We start from the raw sequence: 25,448 nt of genomic DNA, 5'->3' as shown, positions 1-25,448 counted from the left end.
GAAAGGAAAGGAACGTAGATGAGTGCGTTAACTGAAGAAGAACAACTGGATAATCTAAAGTCGTTCGGTAAAAAATATGGCTCTGCCATCATTAGCGGTATTTTGATTGCGCTCATCGCCTTTTTTGGATGGCAATATTGGCAGAAAAAAACACTGGCTGAAAATCAGGTGCGTACTGCAAAAGTGCAACAACTTATGGATCAGGCACAAGGCGCTGAATCAAATCCAGATGCACTTAGTAACTTATATGCCTCAGCAGATAAAATTACCAAAGATGCGCCAGATTCAGTACAAGCCATTCAAACTGAACTGATGTTGGCAAAAGTGGCGTATGACAAAGCCGATTATGCCGCAGCAGAAAAGTCATTGAAGAAAGTTGAAAACTCAAAACTTAATGATGATGGTCTATTGCAACTGGTTAAACTTCGTTTGGCATATGCCCAACTTGCACAAAATAAATATGACGATGCCTTAAAAACATTGGCATTGGTCGCAGATCCTGCATTTAAGGCCACGGCTGAAGAAGCGCGTGGTGACATTTATGTCGCGAAGAAAGATATTGCTTCTGCGAAAAAAGCCTATCAAAGTGCGTGGGATGATTTGGCAAAGCGCAAGCAAGAGCGCCAAATTTTACAAATTAAACTCGAAAGTGTTGGCGTTTTAGTAGATGATCCTGAGATTGAACGCCCGATTATAGACACACAGGTGGATAAGTCTTAATGGATAGAAAATTTACACTCCCGTTTGCGCTTGCTTTGGTTGCAGCAGCTTTAGTTGGTTGCTCCACGAATAAACTTAAAGTAGAAGAACCGAAACCAAATCCTTTGCCAAAATTAGCACAGGCCAAAACACTGGTTCCCGTTTTTTCACAAAGCGTTTCTTCAACAGACAAAGCCGATCCACTACGTTTACAGCTTGACTCTGATAATGGTGTGAATTTTATTGTCGATCCAAAAGGCGAAGTTGCTGCCTATCGTGGTAAACAACGTCTATGGGAAACTCGTGTCAATAAACACGGATTGACTTCAGGCGTCGAAGCCAAAGAAGGCGTGGTCTTAGTGGGTAGTGCCAAAGGTGAGTTGTTTGCACTGGATGAAAGTACAGGTCAAAAAAAATGGCAGGCACAGTTAAGTGGTGCTTTGCTGAGTCCATCTTTAATCAAAGATGGACGTGCAGTGACCATTGCCAATGACGGTACAGTCTTTGCGCACGATTTACAGACTGGACAGCAGCTTTGGGCGTATAAAATGCCAAATGTACAATTTAGCTTGCGTGGACAGCCTTCTCCAGTGATGCTGGATGATCATACCGTGATCGTGGCATCGGCCAATGCTTATGTATACGGCATTGATGTGATCAGTGGTGTACCACGCTTCCAGCGTCGCGTTGCAGTCAGTGAAGGTCGCTCAGACGTACAACGTCTGATTGATATCGATGGTGATCCAGTAGTCGTGGGGCAGTTTTTGGTCACGACCAGTTATCAGGGACAAATCACTGTAATTGATGTCGCTGCACAGCAAGTGGTTTGGAGTGAAGACGCTAGCAGCAATAAACGTGCTGAGGTCAGTAACGACAAAGTATTCGTAGCACAAACTGATGGTAAACTTGTGGCTTATAACCTGACCACAGGCGAAAAAGCGTGGGAAAGTGATGCTTTGATGCACCGTCAGTTGAGTAACCCAGTGGTATTAGGTTCTGATCTGGTGGTCGGTGATTTAGATGGTTATTTGCACCTGATTGATCCAAACAATGGACAACTTGTGGGTCGTTCCAAAACCAGTGGTGAAGTGAGAACTTTACGTGTAGTGGATAACCAGCTTTATGTTTCCACACGCAAAGGTGAATTTACTGTTTGGCAAAACCGTTAATTTTAGACGGGCTTGTGTTAAACTAGTCATTCGCGAATTCTTTGCTTCAAATTCGTCGGGGTGTTTGAGTATATAATATTCAAAGCCCCGTTGTTTTTTATTCAGGTCTATGACCTAAAATCTTCCTTATTATTTCCTTGTTCATGCCAAATGGCTGATCTTGAATGTAGGTTACTTTATGAAACCCGTTATTGCGCTCATTGGTCGTCCCAACGTCGGAAAATCAACGCTATTTAACCAGATTACCAAGAGTCGTGATGCACTTGTTGCCGATTTTGCGGGGCTTACGCGTGACCGTAAATATGGTGATGCCGTTTACCAGAATAAATCCTTTATTGTGGTAGATACAGGCGGTATTGGCGAAAGCGAAGCGGGGATCGATGCTTACATGGCGGAACAGTCAAAAACTGCCATCAATGAAGCTGACATTATTATTTTTGTGGTGGACGCTCGTGCAGGCTTACTTGCTTCAGATGAACAAATTGCCCGTGAAATACGCAGTCTGGGTAAGAAAATTTATTTAGTTGCCAATAAAGTGGATGGTGTACACGCTGAAGCAGCCGTAGTCGAGTTTTATAAACTAGGCTTTGGTGAACCGATCCATGTTGCAGCCAGCCATGGTCGCGGTGTGGCGCAGATGCTTGAAGATGTGCTTGAAGATGTTCCTGAAGATGAAAATCCAGAAGAACATGACAAAAATACAGGACTAAGACTCGCGATTATTGGTCGTCCAAATGTCGGTAAATCAACACTCGTCAACCGTTTGTTAGGCGAAGAACGTGTTGTGGCATTTGATGAGCCTGGAACGACACGTGATTCGATTTATATCCCTTATGAGCGTGATGGTCGCCAATATACCTTGATCGATACCGCAGGGGTGCGCCGTAAAGGTAAAGTGGATGAAATGATTGAAAAATTTTCAATCGTAAAGACACTACAGGCGATTAAAGATGCGCATGTGATTGTTGTGGTTTTGGATGCTCGTGAAGGTGTGGTTGAGCAAGATCTACATCTGATTGGCTATGCGCTTGAAGCGGGTCGTGCCATGGTGGTTGCCATTAATAAATGGGACAACATGACCGAGTACGATCGCAAGCAATGTAAACTGGATGTTGATCGTCGTTTTGATTTTATTCCGTGGGCAAAAGTACATCTGATTTCTGCCTTGCATGGCACAGGCGTAGGTGAGTTATATCCATCGATTCACCGTGCTTATGATTCTTCGCATTTAAAAGTTTCACCTGCGAAATTAACTCAAATTTTAAATGATGCAACAGATGCGCATCAACCGCCGATGATTAGCGGTAAGCGTATTAAAATGCGTTATGCGCATATGGGTGGACAAAATCCTCCGACAATTGTCATTCACGGTAATAAAGTCGATAAAACCCCAGCGGATTATCGTCGTTATCTGGAAAATGTGTTTCGTAAAGTCTATAAGCTTGAAGGCACGCCTGTACGAATTGACTTTAAGACCTCAGAAAATCCATTTGAAGGACGTAAATCGCAAATCGATGAACGCGTCGCTGCGCGTAAACGTCGTTATATTCAAAAATTTAAGAAAGCTGAGAAAAAATTTAAGCGTTAAATTGTGCATAATAAAAAACCCCGATCCCATTTCGGGGTTTTTGCATTTAAAGACACTGCATCTTTTTGTTATTTCAGTTAAAATGTAATTTTTTGTTAATTTGAAGACTGGTGCTATAATTTTGCACCAATTTCTAACACCTTTGCCATGGGCTCGCATTCAGCATGATCAGATTTCATCTTTCTGCGCTTCGACTGTGTTGTACACAACATGACTGTACAGCATTGGAGTCTTTGCCTGCAATGCAGCGCAGACGACTTTCGCCTTTGGCAAAATTGGCGATAAATGCCGCCATGCAAACTCTGGCGCAGCAATCTGCTGATTATATTGTATGGGCTTCTCAGTATGGCGATGAGGCCAAAACATTGGGTATTTTACAAGATGTATTAACCCATCAAACGCCATCACCTACACAGTTTTCAACTTCGGTTCATAATGCCATTGCGGGTCTTTATTCTATTTTGTGTAAAGACGAGACTATTTCGACCAGTTTAAGTTGCGGTTGGTCAGAAGCAATGATCGAAGCCTATGCGATTTTAAAAACTCAGCCTCAGATTAAAACCGTTTTAGTGGTTTATTATGACGCGCCATTACCTGAAATTTATCAGGATCGACAACCTTTTGAGCCATTTACACTATCGACTTTACTGAGCTTGGAACATGCCAATGTCGAATTGAACGCAGTTGAGCAGACTCAGGATATTGATGCGCTCAGTTTTTATTCCTTCTGGCAAGATCAGCAGCAAACAGCATGGCTAGGATGGCAAAAATGTTAAATCGGGCATTATTAAACAATAAGATCAATTATATTTGGCGTGTTGCAGCAACCGGTTTCAGTTTTGCCAGTTTTGGTATTGGGGGCGTGGCAATCGCGACTGTGGTTGCACCTTTGGTAAATTTAACTGCACAGGATCAGGCGACTCGTCGACAACGTGCTCAACAGGTGATTCGTACCAGTTTTAAAGGCTTTACCGAAATGATGGTCAAGTTGGGCATCATGACTTATTCGGTGGAAGGTCTGGAAAAATTACAGCAAAGCCGACAAGAATTAGTGATTGCCAATCATCCGACTTTGATCGATGTGGTGATCCTCATTGGACTCATGCAACAAGCCAATTGCGTAGTAAAGCAGTCGCTCTGGTCAAATCCATTTACACGAGGTCCTGTGCGCAGCGCAGGTTACGTTTTAAATGCAGGATCTAATCAATTTATCCATGATTGCGTGACAAGCTTACAGCAAGATAATGCGCCATCGCTCATCATTTTTCCTGAGGGAACGAGGACACAAAAAGATGAACAGATTAATGAGTTTCAGCGTGGCGCTGCCAATATTGCAATTCGTGCCGATGTACCGATTCGACCTGTGTTGATTCGTTGCACACCCACGACGTTAACCAAAAATGAAAAGTGGTATCACATTCCTGCGAAGCCCTTTCATATTGAGATTAAAATTTTGGATGCCATTCATATTTCAGAGGTACTTTCTGATTTGACGGTCAGTCCTAAAAATGTCCGTGCCCTCAATCAGTATTTACAGCAATTTTTTAAGCAAGAGTTATCTAAATGAGCAATTTGGCCAACGAATTAAAACAAATGATTATTGATGTTTTAGCACTTGAAGACATCACCGTTCAGGATATTGATGATCAGGCGCCATTATTTGGAGAGGGGCTAGGGCTAGATTCAATAGACGCTTTGGAATTAGGGCTTGCCCTCAAAAAACGTTACAACATTCATTTAAATGCTGAATCGGATGAGACCAAACAGCATTTTCGCTCAATTCAAAGTCTAGTGACTTTGGTTGAAGCTCAACAAGAAGTATAAGAGGTAGCTATGTTAAGTCAGGAACACATTCTTTCGACCTTACGTGAATGGATGCAGGATTTATTTGAAATTGAGCCTGAAACAATCCAATTAGAATCCAATCTATATTCGGATCTGGATGTTGATAGTATTGATGCAGTGGATTTAATCGTCAAAATTAAAGAGTTGACAGGGAAGCAGGTCAAACCTGAGGACTTTAAAAATGTCAGAACAGTACACGATGTTGTGACTGTTATTCAGAATATGACCGCTTAATGAATCACTTTTTGAAATGGATAACAGCGATTTTTTTCATTGCTTATCCTTTTATTGTGGGTTGGAGTTTATCCAACGGTCATTTTTTTGCCGTCAGTATATTGTTGGTGATGGTGGGGATGTCACGCCTTGTGTTTAAATCCAATGCATTATTATGGCCACTTTCTATGTTTGCCATTTTATGTGGTGGTTTAAGCGTGATGTTGAATGATCATGCATGGCTTAAATTTTATCCAGTTCTGATGAGTCTAGGCGCTTTGGGTATATTTGCATCGACCTTATGGCGACCACCTTCCATGATTGAGCGTTTCGCACGTATCATGCAGCCCGATTTACCTGAGTCTGGCGTGCAATGGACGCGAAAAGTCACCATGGTCTGGTGTGGTTTTTTTCTATTCAATGCCGCTATGGCTTGGTGTACGATTGTTTATGCACCGACCCAGATTTGGGTGTTATATAACGGCTTTATTTCTTATGTCCTCATGGGCATTCTTTTACTTGGTGAATTTATTTTAAGAAAACGCCATCAGCGTTTGAACAATAATGATGAACAATTCCTTTAATCCATTTATTCAGTCACAACAGACTTTAGCGATTACCGTTGACCAACAGCAAATTTCTTTTGCTGCATTTTGGCAAGATGTATCACAGCAGGCGCAATTACTTTCTTTGCGACCTGAATGCATCTGGGCGCTTTGGCATCAAGACAGCTATGAGTTTCTGGTGTTATTGTTTGCAGCACTTCAAGCAAAGAAAAGGATTGTGTTGCCTCCACATCGGGTGGCACAGCTTGAACAAAATTTAGCTTCACAACATATTTATTTTTTATCACGTCAGACATTTACTGAAATAAACTCGAATTTTGTACTTGATTTTAGTCAGAATTTTCTTGAACAAGCGCAGATCGATTTTTACACTTCTGGTTCAACCGGCGAACCGAAACGGATTGAACGCACCTTAGCGCAGTTGTTTAAGGAAGTGCAGGGGCTCGATCAGACATTTTGCCTAACTGAACAAGTCCTTGCATTGGCGACGGTCAGTCATCAGCATATTTATGGTTTATTGTTTAAACTGCTCTGGCCATTATTTACAGGGCGAAGTTTTTATAGTCCGCAACTGGCTTTTCCAGAAGATGTGATTGCGATCCAAAAGCAGTTTGCTGAATTTGGACTGCAAAACTATGTGATTTCTAGTCCAGCTTTACTCAAACGTTGGACGTTAAATCTAAAACTTGTAGATAGTCAGGCGGTATTTTCTTCTGGCGGAAAATTGGAAAATGGTGTTCGACCCTTATTCAATTATACGATTACTGAGATTTTAGGAAGTTCGGAGACGGGTGGAATTGCCTATCGAACTGAAGATGAAAGTGCATGGCAAGCCTTTGCAGATGTGAATATTAACATCCAGCAACAGCTTTTAAATGTACAAACTGAACACGCCTTTTGTTCTGACTGGATTGAAACTGGGGATCTGGCAGAATGGGAAAATGCCAATAACCCAAAAACTGGATTTAAATTACTGGGTCGTGCCGATCGTTTGATCAAGCTGGAAGAAAAACGTCTGAGTTTGGATGCGATTGAACAAACGATTAAAACATTACCAGCGGTAAAACAATGTCATGCTTTATTGGTCGAGCAGGAACAGCGTCAGTTTTTGGCATGTATTGTGGTTTTGCACGATGCCGCACGTCAACAGTTACAATGCATAGGTAAACACGCATTTGTATCTGAGATAAAACAACAATTAAGTGATGGCTTGGAAAATATCGCAATTCCCCGTTTATGGCGATTTTTGACAGAGCTTCCACAAAACACGCAGTCAAAATTGGATAAACATTATTTAAAAAGTTTGTTTGAGCCAATGCTGCAACCTGTGATTTTGTCGCGTTTGCAAGTAAATGAATGCCATCAACTGAAACTGGAATTTACGCCCGAACTGCTGTGTTTTAAAGGGCATTTCCCCAATCATCCGATCTACCCCGGTGTGGGGCAGATTGGATTTATCCAGACATTTGCCAGACAAATCTGGGGGGATTTAGACTGGTGCAATGGTTATGAACAACTTAAATTTCAACATTTAATCCAGCCTTATCATGTTATTGAGTTAAAACTGACGCGCAAACAGCATAAAGTCAGTTTTGAGCTATCTGGTGTACAGCAAACTTTGGCATCAGGGCGTTTGTTATTTGCATTGAAAGATTCGGATGAGGAGACAGTTTGATGCAAACTTATGGTTTTGTTATTCCTGTGTTTAATCATCCGCATTATCTTGATGAATTAATGGCAGCTCTAAGCCAGTATCATTTACCTATAATTGTGGTGAATGATGGTAGTCATGATGAATGTACCATGCGATTGAAAGCATTGGATCAGGCTTATGCGCACCTTCACTTGATTGAGCATGATCATAATCAAGGTAAAGGTCAGGCGGTCATCACGGGGTTGAATTATGCGGGGCAAATGGGACTCAGCCATGCTTTGCAGATAGATGCGGATGGACAACATCAATGGACAGATATTGATCAGTTTTTGCAGTTATCGCAGCAGCATCCTGATGCAGTGGTGATTGGTCAACCTGTATTTGATTTATCCGTCCCCAAAAAACGCTTGTATGGGCGATATGTCACGCATGTCTGGGTTTGGATTAATAGTTTGTCTTTCGATATTAAAGACAGCATGTGTGGTTTCCGGATCTATCCTTTAGCACCAACATTAAAAATTTTAAAACAAGCAAAGTTCCAACCACGTATGGGCTTCGACAGTGAAATTTTAGTCCGTCTAAAGTGGGAAAATGCCAAATTTATAAATGTCCCAACGCCTGTGATTTATCCTGAACATGGGATTTCTCATTTTGATGTCTGGCGCGATAATCTGGGAATGAGTCAGGCACATGCGCGCTTATTTGCGGGCATGCTATGGCGTTTGCCCAAACTCATTAAACAAAAAATACAAGGCTAAACATGCAGCGCCAATCTTCTAACTGGAGCGATCGTAAAGAGCGAGGTGGACTGGGGCTGCTCACGCTAGTGCTCTATTTTTATCGTTTGGGTGGGCGTTGGTTATGTAAGGTCGTATTGTACTTTATTATTCTGTGGTATTGGCTGTTTGCAGTTTCTGCACGGCAGGCGTCACTTGATTATTTGCGTCAATTACATGTATTCGCAGGTGGTCATTCTCCATTTTCGGCTTTACCGTCTTGGGCAAATAGCTATCAGCATTTTATCCAGTTCGGAATCAGTATCTTAGATAAAATGGAAGGTTGGCTTGGGAATATCCCTGAACAACAGTTACAGTTGTTTGGTCATCAGCATTTTCAACAGGCGTACCAGAAAGGTGCATTATTAGTCGTATCGCATTTTGGCAATATTGAACTGTTACGTGCTGTTAAATCTCAACATTCTCAGAAAATCAATGTATTGGTCTATCAAAAACACGCCACACAATTTAATGCTTTTCTGAAAAAACTCAACGATCAAGCTGACGTGAATCTGATTTCTGTCGATGAATTGGGACTAGAAACAGCCATTTTATTAGAAGAAAAAATGCAACAAGGTGAATGGGTGATTGTCGCGGCAGATCGTGCGCCTGTGCAATCTGATCGCGTTCAACATATTGAGTTTCTTGGTAAAGATGCACTATGGCCACAGGGTGCGTGGATACTGGCAAGTTTACTCAAAGTGCCTGTTTTGGCAGTGTTTTGTTATCGACAGCAGCAACATTTTGAAGTGCATATCCATAAAATTGCAGATGTCATCGATTTACCACGAAAGACCCGTATGCAAGCCATGCAGACGGTGACGCGACAATATGTGGCTTTGCTTGAGCAGCATTGCTTACGCGCACCGTATCAATGGTTTAATTTTTATCATTTTTGGACGAAGTAAATTGAATAACAGTATATTAAATACGGGCATAGAACAATTCATTACCGTAGGGATAGAGCCATTAAGTATTGAAGATGTGGTGCGTGTTGCACATGGGTATTGTCAGGTTTCATTACCACAACAACAAACGTGGCGTGATTTTATTCAAAAAGGCGCTGACTTTCTGGACGAATTATTAGAGCAGGAAGGTGTTATTTACGGAGTTACAACAGGTTATGGAGATTCTTGTTTAGTTGAAGTGCCTGCGCATCAGGTGAATGAACTGCCTTTACATCTTTCTCGTTTTCATGGCTGTGGCCTAGGTAAAAATCTGGAACTGGTGACTGCGCGCGCTGTAGTCGTTACGCGATTATGTTCTTTGGCAAGAGGCTATTCTGGGGTTTCACTGGCGTTACTAGAGCGTCTAGTTTGGTTACTCAATCAAAATGTAATTCCTGTCATTCCATCCGAAGGTTCTGTTGGCGCGAGCGGCGATTTAACCCCGCTTTCCTATATTGCGGGGGTATTGGTCGGTGAGCGAGAGGTCTATTACCAAGGTCAAATTGTACCTGTCCAACAGGTGTATACAGCAAAAGGTATTGAGCCTTTGATTTTGCGCCCTAAAGAGGGACTGGCTTTGATGAATGGAACAGCCGTCATGACAGCAATGGCATGTTTAAATTATAAACGTGCTGAGCAAGTTGCCCATGCTGCAACATTAATTACGGCATTAAATGTGTTTGCATTAGACGGCAATCCAACACATTTTGATGAAGTGCTGTTTGCCCAAAAGCCACATGCAGGACAGCAGAAAGTTGCAGCACAATTACGTGACTGGCTAGAAAGCGAAGTGCAAACCGCCCATCAAAGTCCACGTTTGCAGGATCGTTACTCATTACGCTGTGCGCCACATATCATTGGCGTTTTTGAAGACTCTAAAGTTTGGTTACGTCAATTTATTGAAAATGAATTGAATTCGAGTAATGACAATCCTTTGATTGATCCGATTAACTTGAGGGTTTTACATGGTGGGCATTTTTATGGCGGACATATTGCCCAAGCGATGGATAGTTTAAAAATCATGATTGCCAATATTGCTGATTTACTGGATCGGCAATTAGCGCAATTGGTCGATCATAAAATGAATCATGGCTTACCGCGTAATTTAACGGGTGCAACAGCAGACCGCTTACCTTTAAATCATGGTTTTAAAGCGGTACAAATTGGGGTATCGGCATGGACAGCCGAAGCATTGAAACAAACCTTATCGGCCTCCATTTTTTCGCGTTCAACGGAATGTCACAATCAGGATAAAGTCAGCATGGGCACAATTGCGGCACGAGATGCCGAACGTGTGATTGTATTGACTGAACAAGTGGTCGCTGCCTTATGTTGTGCCAGTGTGCAGGCAATTCATTTAAAAGGCTTAAAGCAACAGCTTTCGCCAGTGCTGCGAGCATTTATGGACTGGACCTTACACAGTTTTGCATTGGTGGTGGAAGACCGACCATTACAAACTGAATTACAACAAATAATGGATCGTTTTGCCAACTTTGAACTGTCTAATACGGATTGGATGCTGCAACAGGAGCAAGCTTATGCAAGCTGAAGTCGTTATTGAGGTTCCTTTTCATGATGTCGATATTATGAATGTGGTTTGGCATGGGCATTATCTGAAATATTTTGAAATCGCGCGCTGTAAGCTTTTGGATCAGTTTCATTATAACTATATGCAAATGCAGGCTTCAGGTTATGCGTGGCCTGTGATTGAAAGCCATGTACGCTATGTACAGGGTATTCAGTTTGAGCAAAAAATTCGGGTACGTGCAATGTTAAAAGAGTGGGAAAATCGTTTAAAAATTGATTATGTGATTTTTGATGAAGCGACTGGAAAACGACTGACCAAAGGTTATACCACGCAGGTCGCCGTTGAAATTCAAACACGGGAAATGTGTTTTCAGTCTCCGCAAGTGTTATTGGATTGTCTGAATGCATGGTCTGAGTTTCAATCCGCGCAGGAGCAAAAACCATGATGGCTGCTATTTTAAATCAACATAAAAAAAGATTTAATTTTGTTCTACTCGCAACTTTCGTATTTTGGGTTTTAAGTCTTTCGGTTACTGTGCAGGCAGCTTCACCACAAGCAGAACAGATTTTTAAACAGCTTTCACAAACCACGTTGGTACGAGCCAAATTTGAACAGCAAAAAAAACTGGCATCTCTCCAAAAAACTTTTGTTTCCAACGGTGATGTGGTTTTTGCTAAAAGTAATGGTGTGCTGTGGCAGCTACAGCGTCCAGTCCAAGCAGACCTTGTGGTAACGCCCAAAAAACTGGTTCAGAAAACAGCAAACACCATGAGTCAGCTTGATGTCGGCAAGTCACCCTATGGTTCAGTGGCGACTTTATTTTTGCAATTGATGTCGGGTAACTCAGCACTTTTAGATCAACATTTTACCGTCAATAAAACCAGTATCACCGCCCAAGGTTGGTCAATCAGTTTGCGTCCTAAAAGTAGCTTATTTAAAAAGTTATTTGTACAGGTGGATGTACAGGGACAACAATATGTCAATCAAATTGTGATTGCAGAACAAGGTCGTAATATAACCACGATTCATTTTAGTCAGCAACATTCACAACCAGCGGCACTCACGACTGATGAACAAGCACTTTTCCAATTGGCAAAATAAATGTAGCGTGGTCTGGCTGGTCATGCTCATGGTGATCAGTTTGATCATGGGTGTGGCATGGCTCAAAAAAGAGATTCATATTCAGACCAATATTTTTGCTTTACTGCCTAAACTGAATCAGGATGCAGATTTAGCTGAGACGCAGCACTATGTCAGTGAACAGCTAAACAGTAATATTTTTGTCGTGATTGATGCTCAAGATAGTCAACAATTACAACAAGCAACGGATGATTTACAACGTGCTGTGAGCCAAAGCTCGTTGTTTGAACCGTTACAGCCACAAGTAGATACGGAACAACTCGGGCGAATTTTATATCAGCACCGTGCAGGTTTACTCAGTACGGATGATCAGCAGTTACTTGCGCAAAAAGATTATGCAAGTTTAACTGAAAAAAGCCTGATGCAATTGTTTACACCAGGTTTGCCGATTAGCGCAGAGAGCTTAAAACAAGATCCATTCATGCTGTTTAGCCGTTATTTGCTTGGAGTGAGTCAACAGGTACAACATGACAATGTCGAACTGGAAAACGGTTTTGCTACGATTCATGATCACGACAAAATTTCACGGTTGTTTAGCCTAAAATTAAAACAAAGCCCTTATAACATTGATTATCAAGAGCAGGCTTCAGCGTGGATTGATACGACCCAACAACACCTTGCTCAGATGAATGTTAAAAGTCACTGGACTGGAACATTATTATTTTCCAACTATGGTACGCAGTCGGCAAAACAGGAGATTTCGACCATCGGTGTAGGTTCAAGTCTGGGGCTAATGCTATTGGTCTGGTTTGGTTTTCGTTCGTTACGCCCTTTATTGACTGAGTTTATTGCTGTTTCGACAGGGTGTTTAGTGGCTTTTGCCGCCACCCACTGGATCTTTGGTGAAATTCATCTGATGACCTTGGTGTTTGGGGCAAGTCTAATTGGTGTCTGTGTCGATTTTTCCTTTTACTTTATGGCAATGCAATCTCAGCACCGTAAGCTGAGTGGTTTTGAAGTTCTACGTCCGCTATTGCCGAGCTTGTTTATGGGATTGATGACCACCATCGTGGCCTATGTGTTTTTGAGTTTTACGCCATTTCCGGGCTTTAAACAAATTGCCGTGTTTTCCATTGTGGGTTTGGCTTCGGCGTGGTTGACCAGTATTTTATTATTGCCGCGTTTACCTGCCTTAAATGCTGAACCTGCTATTCAACGATTAAAGTGGATTGGTGAATTTAGAATCTGGTTTCAGCAGCATCGACTAATTCGCTATGTCACTTTGTTGAGTATTGTGTGCATCGGAGTGAGTAGTTTATTTTTCTTAAAAACCAATGATGATATTCGCAATTTGCAAAGTATGGATAAATCCTTAAAGCAAGAAGACCAGTATGTGCGTGAACGCTTTATGGGGCAGCAGGGTAGCGACTATTTTGTGGTGCGGGGGCGTACGCCAGAACAAATGCAAGCCAATGAACAAGTATTGATTCAAAAGTTACAGCATTTACAACATCAAGATCAACTCACAAGTTTTCAGGCTTTAGGACAATGGATTCCTACGCAGCAACAACAGCAACAAAATATTGCCCAGCTTCAGTCGATTCCAGAATCTGTGTTAGAGCAGTACGCGCAAAATATGGGCTTACCCGTAAATGACGTAAAAGCATGGCAGCAACAATTAGCTACTTTACCTTTATTGTCACTACAGGATTTTAAGCAGCATCCATTGGCCTTTTTACAAGTTCGTTCTAATGAGCGTTTGGTACTTTTAAACGGAGTTAAGCATCTAAATGCTTTAAAACAATTGCAAAACGAGCAAATAATTTTACAGCAACCCATGAATCAGTTATCCGATTTATTTAAACAACACCGTTTACAGGCACAATCTTTATTTATCTATGCCCTGATTGCGTTGGCGATCGGTCTAGGTGTGATTTATGGCTGGCGCTCTATTGTGCCGTTGGTGATGCCAGTGAGTCTGGCATTACTTACGACTTTTGCGATACAGGCTTGGTTAGGAGTTGAACTTAATTTATTTAGTATCATGGGGACTTTTCTAATTGTGGGGATTGGTGTGGATTATGCGATTTTTTATCGACATGGCCATGATCATCCGCAAGTGGTTGGAATGGCATTATTCTTATGTATGATGTCAACTTTGCTCGGCTTTGGTTTATTATCATTGAGTCATACTTATGCGATTCATTGTTTTGGTTTAACGGTACTTTTTGGGGTCATTTTTTCATTTATTTATGCCACGTTGTTTACGCCATCGGATGAGCAACATGTGGTGATTTCACGTTATCAGTCAAAGAACTGAGATTAAAAAGGTCAATGTGCCATGCAAAATTTGCAACAAAATACGATACAACAAACAGATGTCATGATTATTGGGGCAGGACCATCTGGCAGTTCAGCAGCCGCTTTATTACGTCAAAAAGGTTTTAAAGTCTGCATCATTGAGAAACAGCATTTTCCGCGTTTTTCGATAGGAGAATCTTTATTGCCTCAATGTATGGTCTTTTTAGAAGAAGCGGGTTTATTAGATACTGTACGCGACCATGTTGAAAAATGCGCCTTTCAATTTAAAAATGGTGCAGCATTTTTACGTGGAAAACAACGTAGCTTTTATGATTTTACCCAAAAGTTTAGTGAAGGGCCTGGCACGACATGGCAAGTTCGTCGCGCTGATTTTGATCGCTTATTGGCCGAGCAGGCACAAGCTTTAGGTACAGATATTCGATTTGGGCACGAAGTCATTGCAGTCGATGTTGAAACAGCACAGCCGATTTTAACGATTCAACCTGAACAGGGTGACTCCTATCAACTACAGGCAAAATTTTTATTGGATGCCAGTGGTTTTGGACGAATCTTACCTAAATTTTTAGATTTAGAAGCGCCTTCGAGTTTTCCTGTACGCCGTGCATTGTTTACCCATATTGAAGATGGTATTGCTAACAATCCTGAATTTGATCGTCATAAAATCCTGATTACTGTGCATGAAAAAAATCATCGGGCATGGTTTTGGTTGATTCCTTTTGCAGATGGACGAAGTTCATTTGGTGTGGTTGCCGAGCAGGATTTTTTTAATGACTATCTGACTGGCAATGCCGAGCAGGATCAAAATGAAGTTTTACTGAAACGAATTTTAGCAGATGATGAGAGCCTGTCTAAAATTCTAGCACAGGCTAAATTTGATACACCTGTGCGAACATTGGTCGGTTATTCGGCTGATGTCAAACATCTGGCACAGCCCAATTATGCCTTGTTAGGTAATGCAGGAGAGTTTTTAGATCCAGTATTTTCATCAGGTGTAACCATTGCGTTGAAATCTTCTAGTTTGGCGGTTCCATTGGTGGAACGTGCGATCAAGGGAGAGCAAATCGACTGGTTAACAGAGTATGAGCAACCCCTTCGTCAGGGAATCAGCGTTTTTCGTGCCTATGTGGAAGCATGGTATACGGGCGAGTTTCAGGATGTGGTATTTTCCACACATAAAAATCCTGAGATTGAACGGATGATCGCGTCACTTCTGGCAGGTTATGCATGGGACGAACGTAATCCGATGTATAGAAATGCCAAACGTCGCCTCGCCACTCTGGCTGAATATTGTCGTGAAGACGCTTCTCCAGCACAGTTATCGGAAATTTAAGATGTCATCGATTCGCTTGCTGTTATTGAGTTGTATATTTACGGCATGTACAGCTTGTCAACAGCTCATGCCGAAAGCTGTAGGTCTTGAAAATGCGACATGGCAACAGCAAGCGTATCAGCGTCAGGATCAGGTAGATGTGCAATGGCATGGAAAGAGTTTTAGTTTTCTACTCTATCAGCAGCAACAGGGACAGGTATTAGAACTCATTGCTTTAAGTTTAACGGGACAGCAATTATTTCAGATTGAATATAATGGTCAGCATATTCAGGTGAAACAGCGTATCGAACAAATGCGTTTATTACCGTTTGAATTTTTAATTCGGGATATTTTGCTGGCAACCTATCCTGATTTTGCCCAACAACAAGCCATGATCCATCCTGAGCTTATTCAGGATCAAATCTATGCAGCAGGTGGCGAAATTTATATTCAAAAAAAATTGGTTTTGAAGATTCAATATCTATCAAAAGATAAGATGGAACTCGAAAATGTACAGGTGCCTTATCAAATGACGTTTTCACCGATTGAAAATACTTTACAGTCCAATGAATAGATAAAATGATGCAACAAAAACAACATTCTTCTGCTGTTGGCATTCAACTGAGCAGTAGCCTTTCGGCTTTAGGCAATTGTCCTGAACAGTTGCATCAGCGTTTAACCCTGCCAGAAACCAGCTTATCTATACAATCTGAATGGCTGCCTGAGCGTTCAGTTTGGGTAGGGGCATATACAGGACATTTGATAGAAAACTTACCAAATGACTGTGAAGCTTGGATGTCACGTAATTTACGTTTTGCTGTGACGGCTTTACAACAAATTGAAATCCCTTTGCGAGATTTAACAGCCAACATCCATCCTCATCGTTTAGCGATTGTCATGGGAACATCGACTTCGGGTATTGGCGATAATGAACCGCTTCTAGCAGAATATTTTCATGGCAAAACCGAGCTGATGATTGATCATCATAAACAGGAAATGAATGCACTGGCCAAAGGTCTACAGGCCTATTTAGGTTGGCAGGGTACAGCTTACACAGTTTCAACCGCATGTTCATCCAGCGCCAAAGCATTTATTGCCGGACAACGTTTACTCAATGCAAATCTGGCTGATGCTGTTTTGGTGGGCGGCGTTGATACACTATGTCGTTTAACTTTAAATGGTTTTAATAGTCTGGACAGTTTATCTGAGGATATTTGTCAACCCTGTGGCATAGGACGGGATGGCATTAATATTGGCGAAGCCGCCAGTTTGTTTTTATTGACCAAAGATTCTGCTCCAGTAATGTTTCTTGGTGGTGGTGAATCGATGGATGCATGGCATATTTCTGCACCGCATCCAGAAGGACTAGGGGCGGCTCAAGCGATGCAACGCGCTTTGGCGGATGCTCAGTTGAATGCCAGTCAGATTGATTATTTGAATTTGCATGGTACAGCCACACCGCAAAATGATGTGATGGAAATTAAGGCGGTACGGCAGGTTTTTGCAGATGATCGTGTGCCGATGAGTAGCACCAAACATAAAACAGGACATTGTCTGGGGGCTGCGGGTGCCGTTGAAGCTTATATTTGCCAACAGGTTCTGCTCGATCAGACATGGTTACCGTTGCATCAACAAGGTGAAATTGATCCTGCGCTTGCAGATCAACATTTTGTTCATCACAGTAAGGTCAGTCCACAAACAGTTGTTGATCGACCTTTAAATTATGTCATGAGCAATTCATTTGCTTTCGGTGGCAGTAATGTCAGTTTGATTTTTGGAAGAACTTTGCCATGAATATTCAGCAAAAAGCAATTGAATATATTCCTCATCAAGAACCAATGGTGTTTATCGATGATTTGGTCGAGATATCTGAACAATCTGCCGTTGCCAATCTGAACGTTCGTGCAGCACTCTTATTTTGTGAAGCAGAGGGTTTACCTACATGGTCGAGTATCGAGCTGATGGCACAAACCATTAGTGCCTATTCAGGATGGAAAGGGCAACAACAAGGCAATATTCCCAAAGTTGGTTTTTTATTGGGAACACGTAAATTAAATCTGCCCGTGCCTTTTTTTGAAATGGGAAGTACCTTGATCATTCGAGTCGAGCAGCAATATTTGCATGAAGGTTTGGGACAATTTGCCTGTGAGATTGTGTACAAAAATCCTCTGTACACGACAAATTTCACAGAACCCTTATCCTATCAGGATTCTGCCTTCTTAAAATTGCCAAAATTTCCTTAAACTCTTCTTTTTTCCCAAAACCAATTAAACGCTGAATCGCCATTTGAACATAGTCTAAACCATAGCGAAATAAACTCATTGAGAGTCGTCCATGCTTCTTTATTTTTATCGCTTTTTTTTGATCATGTTGCCATTCACCCGTTAAGTAACACCAACAGAAGCTTATAGCTAACACCGCAATCAATTTTTTCACTCGTCTAGGGTCTGTCAAGCGCGTATTTTCAAGATTAAACCCGCGTCCTTTGAGACAACTGAATAAGGTTTCAATTTCCCAGCGTAATGCATAATCCTGAATAGCATTGGCATTAAACTGAGGAGAAACGACGAGTAAAAGCTCTCCATTTTCTAACTGTAGTGCACTTATATATAGTTTCACCCGACCAACCAAAATCCGTCGTTTACGACATTCAATTTGACCAACTTTAAGATGGCGAAATAAATCACTAATTTTATGATTCTTTCCTAAATGATTGGTGACAATGAAGTTTTTTTAACACGAATGCAGAAGTTGATGTCTTGTTCAATTAACCATGTAAACCACTGCTCACCGATAAACTCTCTGTCTGCGAACACATTCACAATACGGTCTTTACCAAAAATGGCTATAAAGCGTTGAATCAAAGCAATGCGCTCTTTCGTATCTGAATTTCCACGTTTATTAAGCAATGTCCAAAGGATAGGTATCGCTATTCCACGATAAACGATTGCGAGCATCAGGATATTAATATTTCGTTTTCCCCATTTCCAATTGGTTCTATCTAAAGTCAGTTGCACTTGGTCGAATGAAAACATATTGAAAATCAACTGAGAAATTTGACGATAATCAAAATACTGACCTGCAAAGAAGCGCTGCATACGTCGATAAAATGATTGTGGTAAGCACTTGATGGGCAAGGCTTTAGATGCAGAAGAAAGATTACATGTTTGCTTTAAAATAATCACAAGCATGATGAGCGCAAAGCACTTTAAATGTGACTTGTTCCATTTTAGAGATTTGTTTAAGATAAGATATAACTCATTGAGATGTATCATAGTATTCGTCGTTAGAAAACAATTATTGTGACATTATTTCAATGAGTTATCTATTTTTGTCGTGTACAGAGACAAAAATCATAAAATCTCAGCCCTCTTAAGTGTTTATGAGCCGACAGGCGATCAAGATAATAAGGAAAATGTGTGAATAGACGAATTTTAGTCACTGGCTCAAGTCGGGGAATTGGTAAAGCGATTGCTTTGCAATTAGCACAGGCAGGTTTTGATGTTACGGTTCATGCGCGTTCGCGTATTGAAGAAGCGCAGGCTGTAGCACAGCAAATTCAAGATTTGGGACGAAACAGCCACGTATTGATGTTTGACGTGACTGAACGTGAAGTTGTGCGTCAGATGCTTGAGCAAGATGTTGAAACTCATGGTGCATTTTATGGTGTCGTCTTAAATGCGGGTTTAACTCATGATGCTGCTTTTCCAGCATTAAGTGATCATGAATGGGATGACGTGATTTCGACCTCTCTGGATGGTTTTTATAATGTGCTTAAACCGTTAATTATGCCCATGATTCATTTGAAAAAAGGGGGGCGTATCGTGACTTTGTCTTCAGTTTCTGGGGTGATGGGTAATCGTGGTCAGGTCAATTATAGTGCAGCAAAAGCAGGCTTAATTGGGGCGACCAAAGCTTTATCACTAGAGTTGGCAAAGCGGAAAATTACGGTCAATTGTGTCGCTCCAGGTTTAATTGAAACTGAAATGGTGACTGAAGAAGTCAAGCAACATGCTTTAAAAATGATTCCATTACAACGTATGGGAAATGTGGACGAAGTTGCCAGTGTCGTGAAATTTTTGTGTTCCGATGATGCATCCTATATCACACGACAAGTGATTTCAGTCAATGGAGGGCTGATCTAATGAAGCGTGTTGTGGTTACAGGGATGGCAGGAATTACTTCGCTTGGTGAAACGGCAGATGCGATTTTTGAACAATTTGCTCAGGCTAAAAGCGGCATTCGTTATATGCCCGATTGGGAAAAATATACTGATTTGCGCACCAAGCTGGGTGGGCCTGTCGAAAGTTTTACGGTTCCCAAACATTTTAATCGCAAAGTCACACGCGGAATGGGCCGAGTAGCCTTAATGTCAGTGGTCTGTGCTGAAAATGCGCTGACAGATGCAGGTTTATTAAATGATCCCATTTTAAAAAGTGGTGATGCAGGTGTGGCATTTGGTTCATCTGCGGGAAGTGTCGATGCCGTACGTGAGTTTGGTTGTATGTTGATTGATAACGACATGAGCCAAATGAATGCGACCACGTATATCCGAATGATGTCACATACCAGTGCGGTGAATATGACCGTTTATTTCGGTTTAAAAGGTCTAACCTTACCGACATCGAGTGCCTGTACTTCAGGTTCTATGGCGATTGGTCAGGCTTTTGAAGCCATAAAATATGGCAAACAAACCGTGATGCTGGCTGGCGGCGCAGAGGAACTCAGTGCCGCAGGAGCTGCGGTTTTTGATGTGTTATTGGCCACCAGTGGCATGAATGATCAACCTGAACGAACCCCGCGGCCATTTGATCAAAAACGTGATGGGTTGGTGATTGGTGAGGGAGCTGGTTGCTTAATTTTAGAAGAATATGAGCATGCCAAAGCCCGTGGTGCCAAAATATATGCAGAAATTTTGGGTTATGGCAGCAATACCGATGGACAACACGTCACCCGTCCTGATCAGGAGATGATGGCGCGCTGTATGCAACTCTCTTTAAAAGATGCGGGCGTGACAGCAGATCAGATTGATTATGTTAGTGCACATGGCACCTCGACTGATCAGGGAGATATTGCTGAAACCCAAGCGACCGCGCAAGTGTTGGGGAAAAAACCGATTAGCTCACTGAAAAGTTATTTTGGTCATACGCTTGGGGCTTGTGGCGCGATTGAAGCTTGGCTAAGTATCGAAATGATGCATCGGAAGCAATTCATTCCAACCCTAAATCTAGATGAAGTTGATCCGCTTTGCGGTGATCTGGATTATATTACAGGGCAGGTAAGACCTTTAAATGCCAATATTATCATGAGTAACAATTTTGCTTTTGGGGGAATTAATACCTCCTTGATTTTTAAAAACCTGAAATAAGAGGAATACAACAATGTCACTTAAGAAACAATTCAGCCTTGCTGTACTGTGTATGGGATTAATGGGAACTGTACAGGCAGCAGATCAAGTGCATGATCTAGATTTTAAAGCGGCTGTGGATCGTGCAGTCGCAGATGGGGCGCTAGATGGTTCTGTTAAATTTTATTTGAGTGGAACCAAATCTGGTGGAAGAGTGTTACAGCAAGGTATTGTCACTAACAAAAAGACCAATGGCTTTGCCAAATCGGCAGAAACGTCTTGTGACTGGGTATTACGTTCTGCTTTGATCCAGTTACAAAGTGCAGCAAAGGCTAAAGGCGGCAATGCAGTCACCAATATTGTGAGCTATTTCAAATCCAATGAAGCGAAAAGCACAACCACTTACCAGTGTTATAAAGGTATGGCGGTGGCAAGTGTGGCGCTAAAAGGGGATATTGTTAAGTTTTAACTCAGTCTAAAATAGTTTTATCCGGAAGTGAGCCAATGAACATGAAAAATATTCAAGTGTATATTCGATCATTGGCTGATCTTCTTGAGTTATCCGTTCAGGATTTTGCTAATCGTGCCGAATATCAAGCTTATAAAAAAAACAAAATTTATCAGTATCGTGATGAATTAATTTCAAAATTTTTACATGTGCCTATTTCAAAATTACAATATGCGATTGCGGAGCAAGGTAAACCCTATCTACTTGATCATCCCTTACAATTTAATCATTCGCATAGCCAGAATGACTATGCATTGGCACTGAGTTTAAATGTTCAGGATTTGGGTGTGGATATAGAAAGCCTAGATCGCAAAATCCGCTTTGAAGCACTGGCTCAACATGCTTTTCATCCGCAAGAATACCAATGCTGGAAAGCTTTAGGGGAAGACATCAATTATTGGTTTAAGGTCTGGACCACCAAAGAAGCATTGCTAAAAGCGCATGGTATGGGCATTCGTCTGGATTTAAATACCTTAAATACCCAGATGCATCCAACACACGACAATGGCCAGATTATCGATGAACGTTTAGGTGTATTTGCATATCAATGTTTTGATTTGGGACATGCCATGCTAAGTGTGGCGTGGCGTTCTGGAATGGGATGCGGTCAGTTTATTCTGCCCAATATTCAGATTATAAACATGAATACATAAAACTTTTAGAGAATAAATTGGAAAACCATATGAAATTAAAAATCACTGATCGGGATATCACTTGTCTTTATTATTTATTTTTAATTTGTGCTTTTTGTTCATTCGGTAGTGAACTTTATGAGAAATTTTTTATTGCGAAACGAACGATGGATTTGTCTTCATTTTATACGTTCTTATTTTTTGCCTTATTAACTCGATACTACTATGCGATTGTTTATTTGCTCATAAAGCTTGAGGGTATCAATCAGCAAGAGCGTCAAAGACAATTAGATAGAGAGAAAGAACTAGAAAATAAAGAGCTTTGATCAAATGGATCATCAAAAAAATGCCAGTATTTCACTGGCATTTTTACGTGTTAACTTTTCAAAGATATTTAAGGAATATCATCTTCAAACTCAGGTTTAACCTGAACGATGAAGTCCTGACGGTTTAGGCCGCGCCATAAGGCAAAGGCTGTTCCGATATAAATCGAAGAATAAGTTCCGACAAATACCCCGACACACATAGCGACAGAGAACCATTTTAAGCCATCTCCACCCAAGAACATCATTGACACTACCACAAGGAGTAATGTCATAGAGGTGTGGATAGTACGACGTAAGGTTTCAGTCAAAGCAATATCTACGATTTCACGAGGAGTTGCACCGCGAATCTTACGGAAGTTTTCACGGATACGGTCTGACACGACGATATTATCGTTTAGTGAGAAGCCAATCACTGCCAATACTGCTGCAAGAACAGTCAGGTCAAAAGGCCATTGGAACAATGCAAACGCACCAATGATGATCAGAATGTCATGGAATAATGACATGATCGCACCGAGTGCCAGTTTGAACTCAAAGCGGATGGTGACATAGATGAGCATGAGCAAAAGTGCCAAAGCCACAGCACCCGCAGAACGGATATAAAGCTCATTCCCGACTTGTCCACCAACTGCATCGACTTTGTGTACCATCGCAGTATTGTTTGGAAGTTGAGCCGCTTGAGAAATCGCTTTACCTAAGTCATCTACTTTAATTTCTTGTACAGGCATGCGCACCAGCAGGTCTTTATTACTGCCTAAAGTTTGCACTACAGCATCTTTAAAGCCTGCTTTTTCCAAAGCCTGACTTACCGCAGCTTGATTGACAGGCTGCGAGTAATTAATTTCTGCTGAGATACCCCCCGTAAAATCAAGGCCAAGATTTAAACCTTTGGTCACGATAAAGAAAATACTGGCGAGTGTCAGTAGAATCGAGAAGATTGCCGCTGGTTTGGCGATCTTCATAAATGGGATAATGCGTTCGTTGTCTGGACGGCCGTATTGTTTAGGTTGAGTCACATCAGTCATCATCGATCTCCTTATATGCTCAACTTTTTCAAATTACGACGTTTGCCATAAATGAGCTGGACAATCGCACGAGTTACTGTAATTGCAGTAAACATCGAGCAGACGATACCAATCATCAAGGTGACAGCAAAGCCTTTAATTGGACCTGTCCCAATCGCAAAAAGAATAAATGCAACAAGGAACGTAGTGAGGTTCGAGTCAAAAATGGTGTTATAAGCTCGATCATAACCTGCAACAATGGCTTGTTTGGGCGAAGCACCCCATTTCATTTCTTCTCGTATTCGCTCACAGATCAGGACGTTGGCATCGACGGCCATACCAATGGTGATCACGATCCCTGCAATACCTGGCAGGGTCAGGGAAGCGCCAATCCACGACATGACGGTTAAAATCATGGCAAGGTTAAAGACCAAGGCAAAGTTGGCAATCAAACCAAACAGACGGAAGAACACGATCATCCAGATGGCGACTAAAATAAAGCCGACTTCGGTCGATAAGATACCTTTGTCGATATTTTCCTGACCTAAGCTTGGGCCGACGACACGTTCTTCAACAAAGTACATTGGGGCTGCCAATGCGCCTGCACGTAACATCAATGCAAGTTCAGAAGCTTCTTGTGGAGATGCAAGTCCTGTAATACGGAATTGTGAACCCAAAACGGCTTGAATGGTTGCGGCATTAATGACTACCGACTCTGTATAAGGCGTACGAACTTCAGTTTGCGCCCCTGTCACAGGATCAGCCACATAGCTAATGCGTTGTTTATTTTCAATAAACAATACCGCCATACGTTTGCCGACAGAATTACGTGTAGCATCCGCCATCAGCTTACCACCCGCACTGTCCAGTGTGATGTTCACTTCTGCACCACCTGTATCCTGACTAAAGCCAGAACTTGCATTTTGAACACGTTCACCGGTCAAAATACGGTTACGATTCAGTAATAACTGACGGCCACTATCCAATGATTCATACGCAAAAACTTCTGTACCTGGCGGTAATGGCTGACCATTATATTTTCCTGTGTAGCGGTCAATATATTGATCGTTCTGGTCTGAAACCAAACGGAATTCCAGATTCGCTGTACGGCCTAAAACACGTTTCGCTTCGGCAGTATCCTGTATACCCGGTAATTCCACCACGATGCGGTTATTACCCTGAGTTTGTACCAGTGCTTCTGCCACCCCTAACTCATTAATACGATTGCGCAGTGTGGTTAAGTTCTGATTTACCGCATAAGACTGAATTTCCTGACGACGAGCATCGGTATAAGTCAAACGCAAGCTTGAACCGTTATCCGTTGCCACAGCCTGTTGGGTGAATTCATTGCCATTACGACGTAAGAAATCCATCGCCGCATCACGGTCAGTATTATTGGCAAACTGAACGTTAATCGCATTGTTATTGAGTGAAAGACTATTGAACTTGATGTTGTTGTCGCGGAATTGACGACGAATATCACTCGCCGATGTTTCCATACGTTGCGCAATGGCTTTGTCCATATCAACTTCAAGCAGGAAGTGGACACCACCGCGTAAGTCAAGACCAAGCTTCATCGGCTTCGCCCCAATCTTCTGCAACCATTCTGGGGTTGTGGGTGCAAGATTGAGTGCCACCACGTAGTTTTCACCTAAATCACGACGTAAGACATCCTGCGCTTTCAGCTGATCTTCAGATGAACTTAAACGCAACAAGGCCGCATTGGCACTGAAGGTATTGTCATGGCTTGGGATATGGGCAGTTTTTAAAATTTGCTCTGCTTTTTGTACAATGCTCTGATCAATTTGAGTACCGGCTTTGGCACCTGAAATCTGAACAGCAGGTTCATCTGGATACAAACTTGGCAGCGCGTAGAGTGTACTGATGATGAGTACAACCACAATCAGTACATATTTCCATGCAGGGTAACGCATT

At 41.8% G+C, this 25,448-nt stretch carries 27 protein-coding genes; 24 read left to right on the top strand and 3 right to left on the bottom strand.

The features are described 5' to 3' along the window. The first annotated feature begins 18 nt into the window (after window positions 1-18). The 19 genes from I6L31_RS07175 to I6L31_RS07085 all read left to right on the top strand — a co-directional run bounded on the left by I6L31_RS07175 (window position 19) and on the right by I6L31_RS07085 (window position 17,939). Window positions 19-720, top strand: coding sequence for a YfgM family protein (locus I6L31_RS07175; RefSeq protein WP_005002273.1), 702 nt, complete (start codon window positions 19-21; stop codon window positions 718-720). Continuing rightward, window positions 720-1,868, top strand: a complete 1,149-nt coding sequence (bamB, locus tag I6L31_RS07170; RefSeq protein WP_005002275.1) for an outer membrane protein assembly factor BamB — start codon at window positions 720-722, stop codon at window positions 1,866-1,868. The genes I6L31_RS07175 and bamB overlap by 1 nt, the downstream gene beginning before the upstream one ends. Before the next feature lie 178 nt (window positions 1,869-2,046). Next, window positions 2,047-3,456 (top strand): ribosome biogenesis GTPase Der, encoded by a 1,410-nt coding sequence (der, locus tag I6L31_RS07165; RefSeq protein WP_004992690.1) that lies wholly within the window; start codon window positions 2,047-2,049, stop codon window positions 3,454-3,456. A gap of 164 nt (window positions 3,457-3,620) precedes the next feature. Continuing rightward, window positions 3,621-4,232, top strand: a complete 612-nt coding sequence (locus I6L31_RS07160; protein ID WP_035271824.1) for a beta-ketoacyl synthase chain length factor — start codon at window positions 3,621-3,623, stop codon at window positions 4,230-4,232. Next, window positions 4,226-5,023, top strand: a complete 798-nt coding sequence (locus I6L31_RS07155) for a lysophospholipid acyltransferase family protein (protein WP_005002279.1) — start codon at window positions 4,226-4,228, stop codon at window positions 5,021-5,023. Before I6L31_RS07160 ends, I6L31_RS07155 begins: the two co-directional genes overlap by 7 nt. Continuing rightward, window positions 5,020-5,280 carry a phosphopantetheine-binding protein gene (locus I6L31_RS07150; protein ID WP_004992697.1) on the top strand — a complete coding sequence of 87 codons (261 nt, stop codon included), beginning with the start codon at window positions 5,020-5,022 and terminating at the stop codon, window positions 5,278-5,280. Before I6L31_RS07155 ends, I6L31_RS07150 begins: the two co-directional genes overlap by 4 nt. Window positions 5,281-5,289: 9 nt before the next feature. Then, window positions 5,290-5,535 carry an acyl carrier protein gene (locus tag I6L31_RS07145; protein ID WP_004992699.1) on the top strand — a complete coding sequence of 82 codons (246 nt, stop codon included), beginning with the start codon at window positions 5,290-5,292 and terminating at the stop codon, window positions 5,533-5,535. Beyond that, window positions 5,535-6,098 (top strand): COG4648 family protein, encoded by a 564-nt coding sequence (locus tag I6L31_RS07140; RefSeq protein ID WP_005002282.1) that lies wholly within the window; start codon window positions 5,535-5,537, stop codon window positions 6,096-6,098. Before I6L31_RS07145 ends, I6L31_RS07140 begins: the two co-directional genes overlap by 1 nt. Next, window positions 6,079-7,755, top strand: coding sequence for an AMP-binding protein (locus tag I6L31_RS07135; protein WP_005002284.1), 1,677 nt, complete (start codon window positions 6,079-6,081; stop codon window positions 7,753-7,755). Before I6L31_RS07140 ends, I6L31_RS07135 begins: the two co-directional genes overlap by 20 nt. After that, complete coding sequence (locus tag I6L31_RS07130; protein ID WP_005002286.1) at window positions 7,755-8,492, top strand: glycosyltransferase family 2 protein; 738 nt, start codon at window positions 7,755-7,757, stop codon at window positions 8,490-8,492. Before I6L31_RS07135 ends, I6L31_RS07130 begins: the two co-directional genes overlap by 1 nt. Window positions 8,493-8,494: 2 nt before the next feature. Next, window positions 8,495-9,418: an LpxL/LpxP family acyltransferase gene (locus I6L31_RS07125; RefSeq protein ID WP_005002293.1), complete on the top strand. Its 924-nt coding sequence runs from the start codon at window positions 8,495-8,497 to the stop codon at window positions 9,416-9,418. A 1-nt stretch (window position 9,419) separates the two neighbouring features. After that, on the top strand, window positions 9,420-11,006 hold the full coding sequence (locus I6L31_RS07120; protein WP_005002298.1) for an HAL/PAL/TAL family ammonia-lyase: 1,587 nt from the start codon (window positions 9,420-9,422) through the stop codon (window positions 11,004-11,006). Further along, the gene (locus I6L31_RS07115; protein WP_005002303.1) at window positions 10,996-11,430 is read left to right on the top strand and encodes an acyl-CoA thioesterase; all 435 of its coding nucleotides are present in this window, start codon (window positions 10,996-10,998) and stop codon (window positions 11,428-11,430) included. Before I6L31_RS07120 ends, I6L31_RS07115 begins: the two co-directional genes overlap by 11 nt. Beyond that, on the top strand, window positions 11,427-12,086 hold the full coding sequence (locus I6L31_RS07110) for a LolA family protein (RefSeq protein WP_005002305.1): 660 nt from the start codon (window positions 11,427-11,429) through the stop codon (window positions 12,084-12,086). The genes I6L31_RS07115 and I6L31_RS07110 overlap by 4 nt, the downstream gene beginning before the upstream one ends. Continuing rightward, a complete protein-coding gene (locus I6L31_RS07105) occupies window positions 12,055-14,385 on the top strand; it encodes an MMPL family transporter (protein WP_035271827.1) in 2,331 nt (776 codons plus the stop codon). Before I6L31_RS07110 ends, I6L31_RS07105 begins: the two co-directional genes overlap by 32 nt. 21 nt (window positions 14,386-14,406) lie before the next feature. Next, window positions 14,407-15,717, top strand: a complete 1,311-nt coding sequence (locus I6L31_RS07100) for an NAD(P)/FAD-dependent oxidoreductase (RefSeq protein ID WP_004992716.1) — start codon at window positions 14,407-14,409, stop codon at window positions 15,715-15,717. A gap of 1 nt (window position 15,718) precedes the next feature. Continuing rightward, the gene (locus I6L31_RS07095; RefSeq protein ID WP_004992721.1) at window positions 15,719-16,270 is read left to right on the top strand and encodes a DUF3261 domain-containing protein; all 552 of its coding nucleotides are present in this window, start codon (window positions 15,719-15,721) and stop codon (window positions 16,268-16,270) included. 5 nt (window positions 16,271-16,275) lie between these two features. After that, on the top strand, window positions 16,276-17,490 hold the full coding sequence (locus I6L31_RS07090) for a beta-ketoacyl-[acyl-carrier-protein] synthase family protein (RefSeq protein ID WP_004992723.1): 1,215 nt from the start codon (window positions 16,276-16,278) through the stop codon (window positions 17,488-17,490). 2 nt (window positions 17,491-17,492) lie between these two features. After that, window positions 17,493-17,939 carry an ApeP family dehydratase gene (locus tag I6L31_RS07085; protein WP_228128598.1) on the top strand — a complete coding sequence of 149 codons (447 nt, stop codon included), beginning with the start codon at window positions 17,493-17,495 and terminating at the stop codon, window positions 17,937-17,939. Here I6L31_RS07085 and I6L31_RS07080 read toward each other — a convergent pair. After that, window positions 17,881-18,971 (bottom strand): IS4-like element ISAba1 family transposase gene (locus I6L31_RS07080; RefSeq protein WP_100607965.1). Its coding sequence is split into 2 segments (ribosomal slippage): window positions 17,881-18,431 and window positions 18,431-18,971, totalling 1,092 coding nucleotides; the frame shifts between segments, so codons are not numbered across the junction. The genes I6L31_RS07085 and I6L31_RS07080 overlap by 59 nt on opposite strands. A gap of 144 nt (window positions 18,972-19,115) precedes the next feature. On the opposite strand from I6L31_RS07080, the gene I6L31_RS07075 reads away from it, so the two are divergent. The 5 genes from I6L31_RS07075 to I6L31_RS07055 are packed head-to-tail and all read left to right on the top strand — an operon-like array spanning window position 19,116 to window position 22,509. Continuing rightward, window positions 19,116-19,841, top strand: a complete 726-nt coding sequence (locus I6L31_RS07075) for a 3-ketoacyl-ACP reductase FabG2 (protein WP_004992727.1) — start codon at window positions 19,116-19,118, stop codon at window positions 19,839-19,841. After that, window positions 19,841-21,064: a beta-ketoacyl-ACP synthase gene (locus I6L31_RS07070; RefSeq protein WP_004992730.1), complete on the top strand. Its 1,224-nt coding sequence runs from the start codon at window positions 19,841-19,843 to the stop codon at window positions 21,062-21,064. Before I6L31_RS07075 ends, I6L31_RS07070 begins: the two co-directional genes overlap by 1 nt. 13 nt (window positions 21,065-21,077) lie before the next feature. Beyond that, window positions 21,078-21,512, top strand: coding sequence for a hypothetical protein (locus I6L31_RS07065; RefSeq protein WP_004992733.1), 435 nt, complete (start codon window positions 21,078-21,080; stop codon window positions 21,510-21,512). Window positions 21,513-21,547: 35 nt separating this feature from the next. After that, window positions 21,548-22,204, top strand: coding sequence for a 4'-phosphopantetheinyl transferase family protein (locus I6L31_RS07060; RefSeq protein ID WP_004992735.1), 657 nt, complete (start codon window positions 21,548-21,550; stop codon window positions 22,202-22,204). 29 nt (window positions 22,205-22,233) lie between these two features. After that, the gene (locus I6L31_RS07055) at window positions 22,234-22,509 is read left to right on the top strand and encodes a hypothetical protein (protein ID WP_004992737.1); all 276 of its coding nucleotides are present in this window, start codon (window positions 22,234-22,236) and stop codon (window positions 22,507-22,509) included. A 68-nt stretch (window positions 22,510-22,577) separates the two neighbouring features. Here the strand turns inward: I6L31_RS07055 and secF are convergent, their stop codons facing one another. Then, on the bottom strand, window positions 22,578-23,537 hold the full coding sequence (gene secF, locus I6L31_RS07050) for a protein translocase subunit SecF (RefSeq protein ID WP_010588618.1): 960 nt from the start codon (window positions 23,535-23,537) through the stop codon (window positions 22,578-22,580). Window positions 23,538-23,545: 8 nt separating this feature from the next. Then, the gene (secD, locus tag I6L31_RS07045) at window positions 23,546-25,447 is read right to left on the bottom strand and encodes a protein translocase subunit SecD (protein WP_005002313.1); all 1,902 of its coding nucleotides are present in this window, start codon (window positions 25,445-25,447) and stop codon (window positions 23,546-23,548) included. Window position 25,448 lies beyond the last annotated feature (1 nt).

The sequence above is a fragment of the Acinetobacter septicus genome (assembly GCF_019355975.1).
Lineage (GTDB): Bacteria > Pseudomonadota > Gammaproteobacteria > Pseudomonadales > Moraxellaceae > Acinetobacter > Acinetobacter ursingii.
The sequence above is the reverse complement of the archived record's forward strand: the minus strand, read 5'-3'. Positions and strand labels throughout refer to the sequence as shown.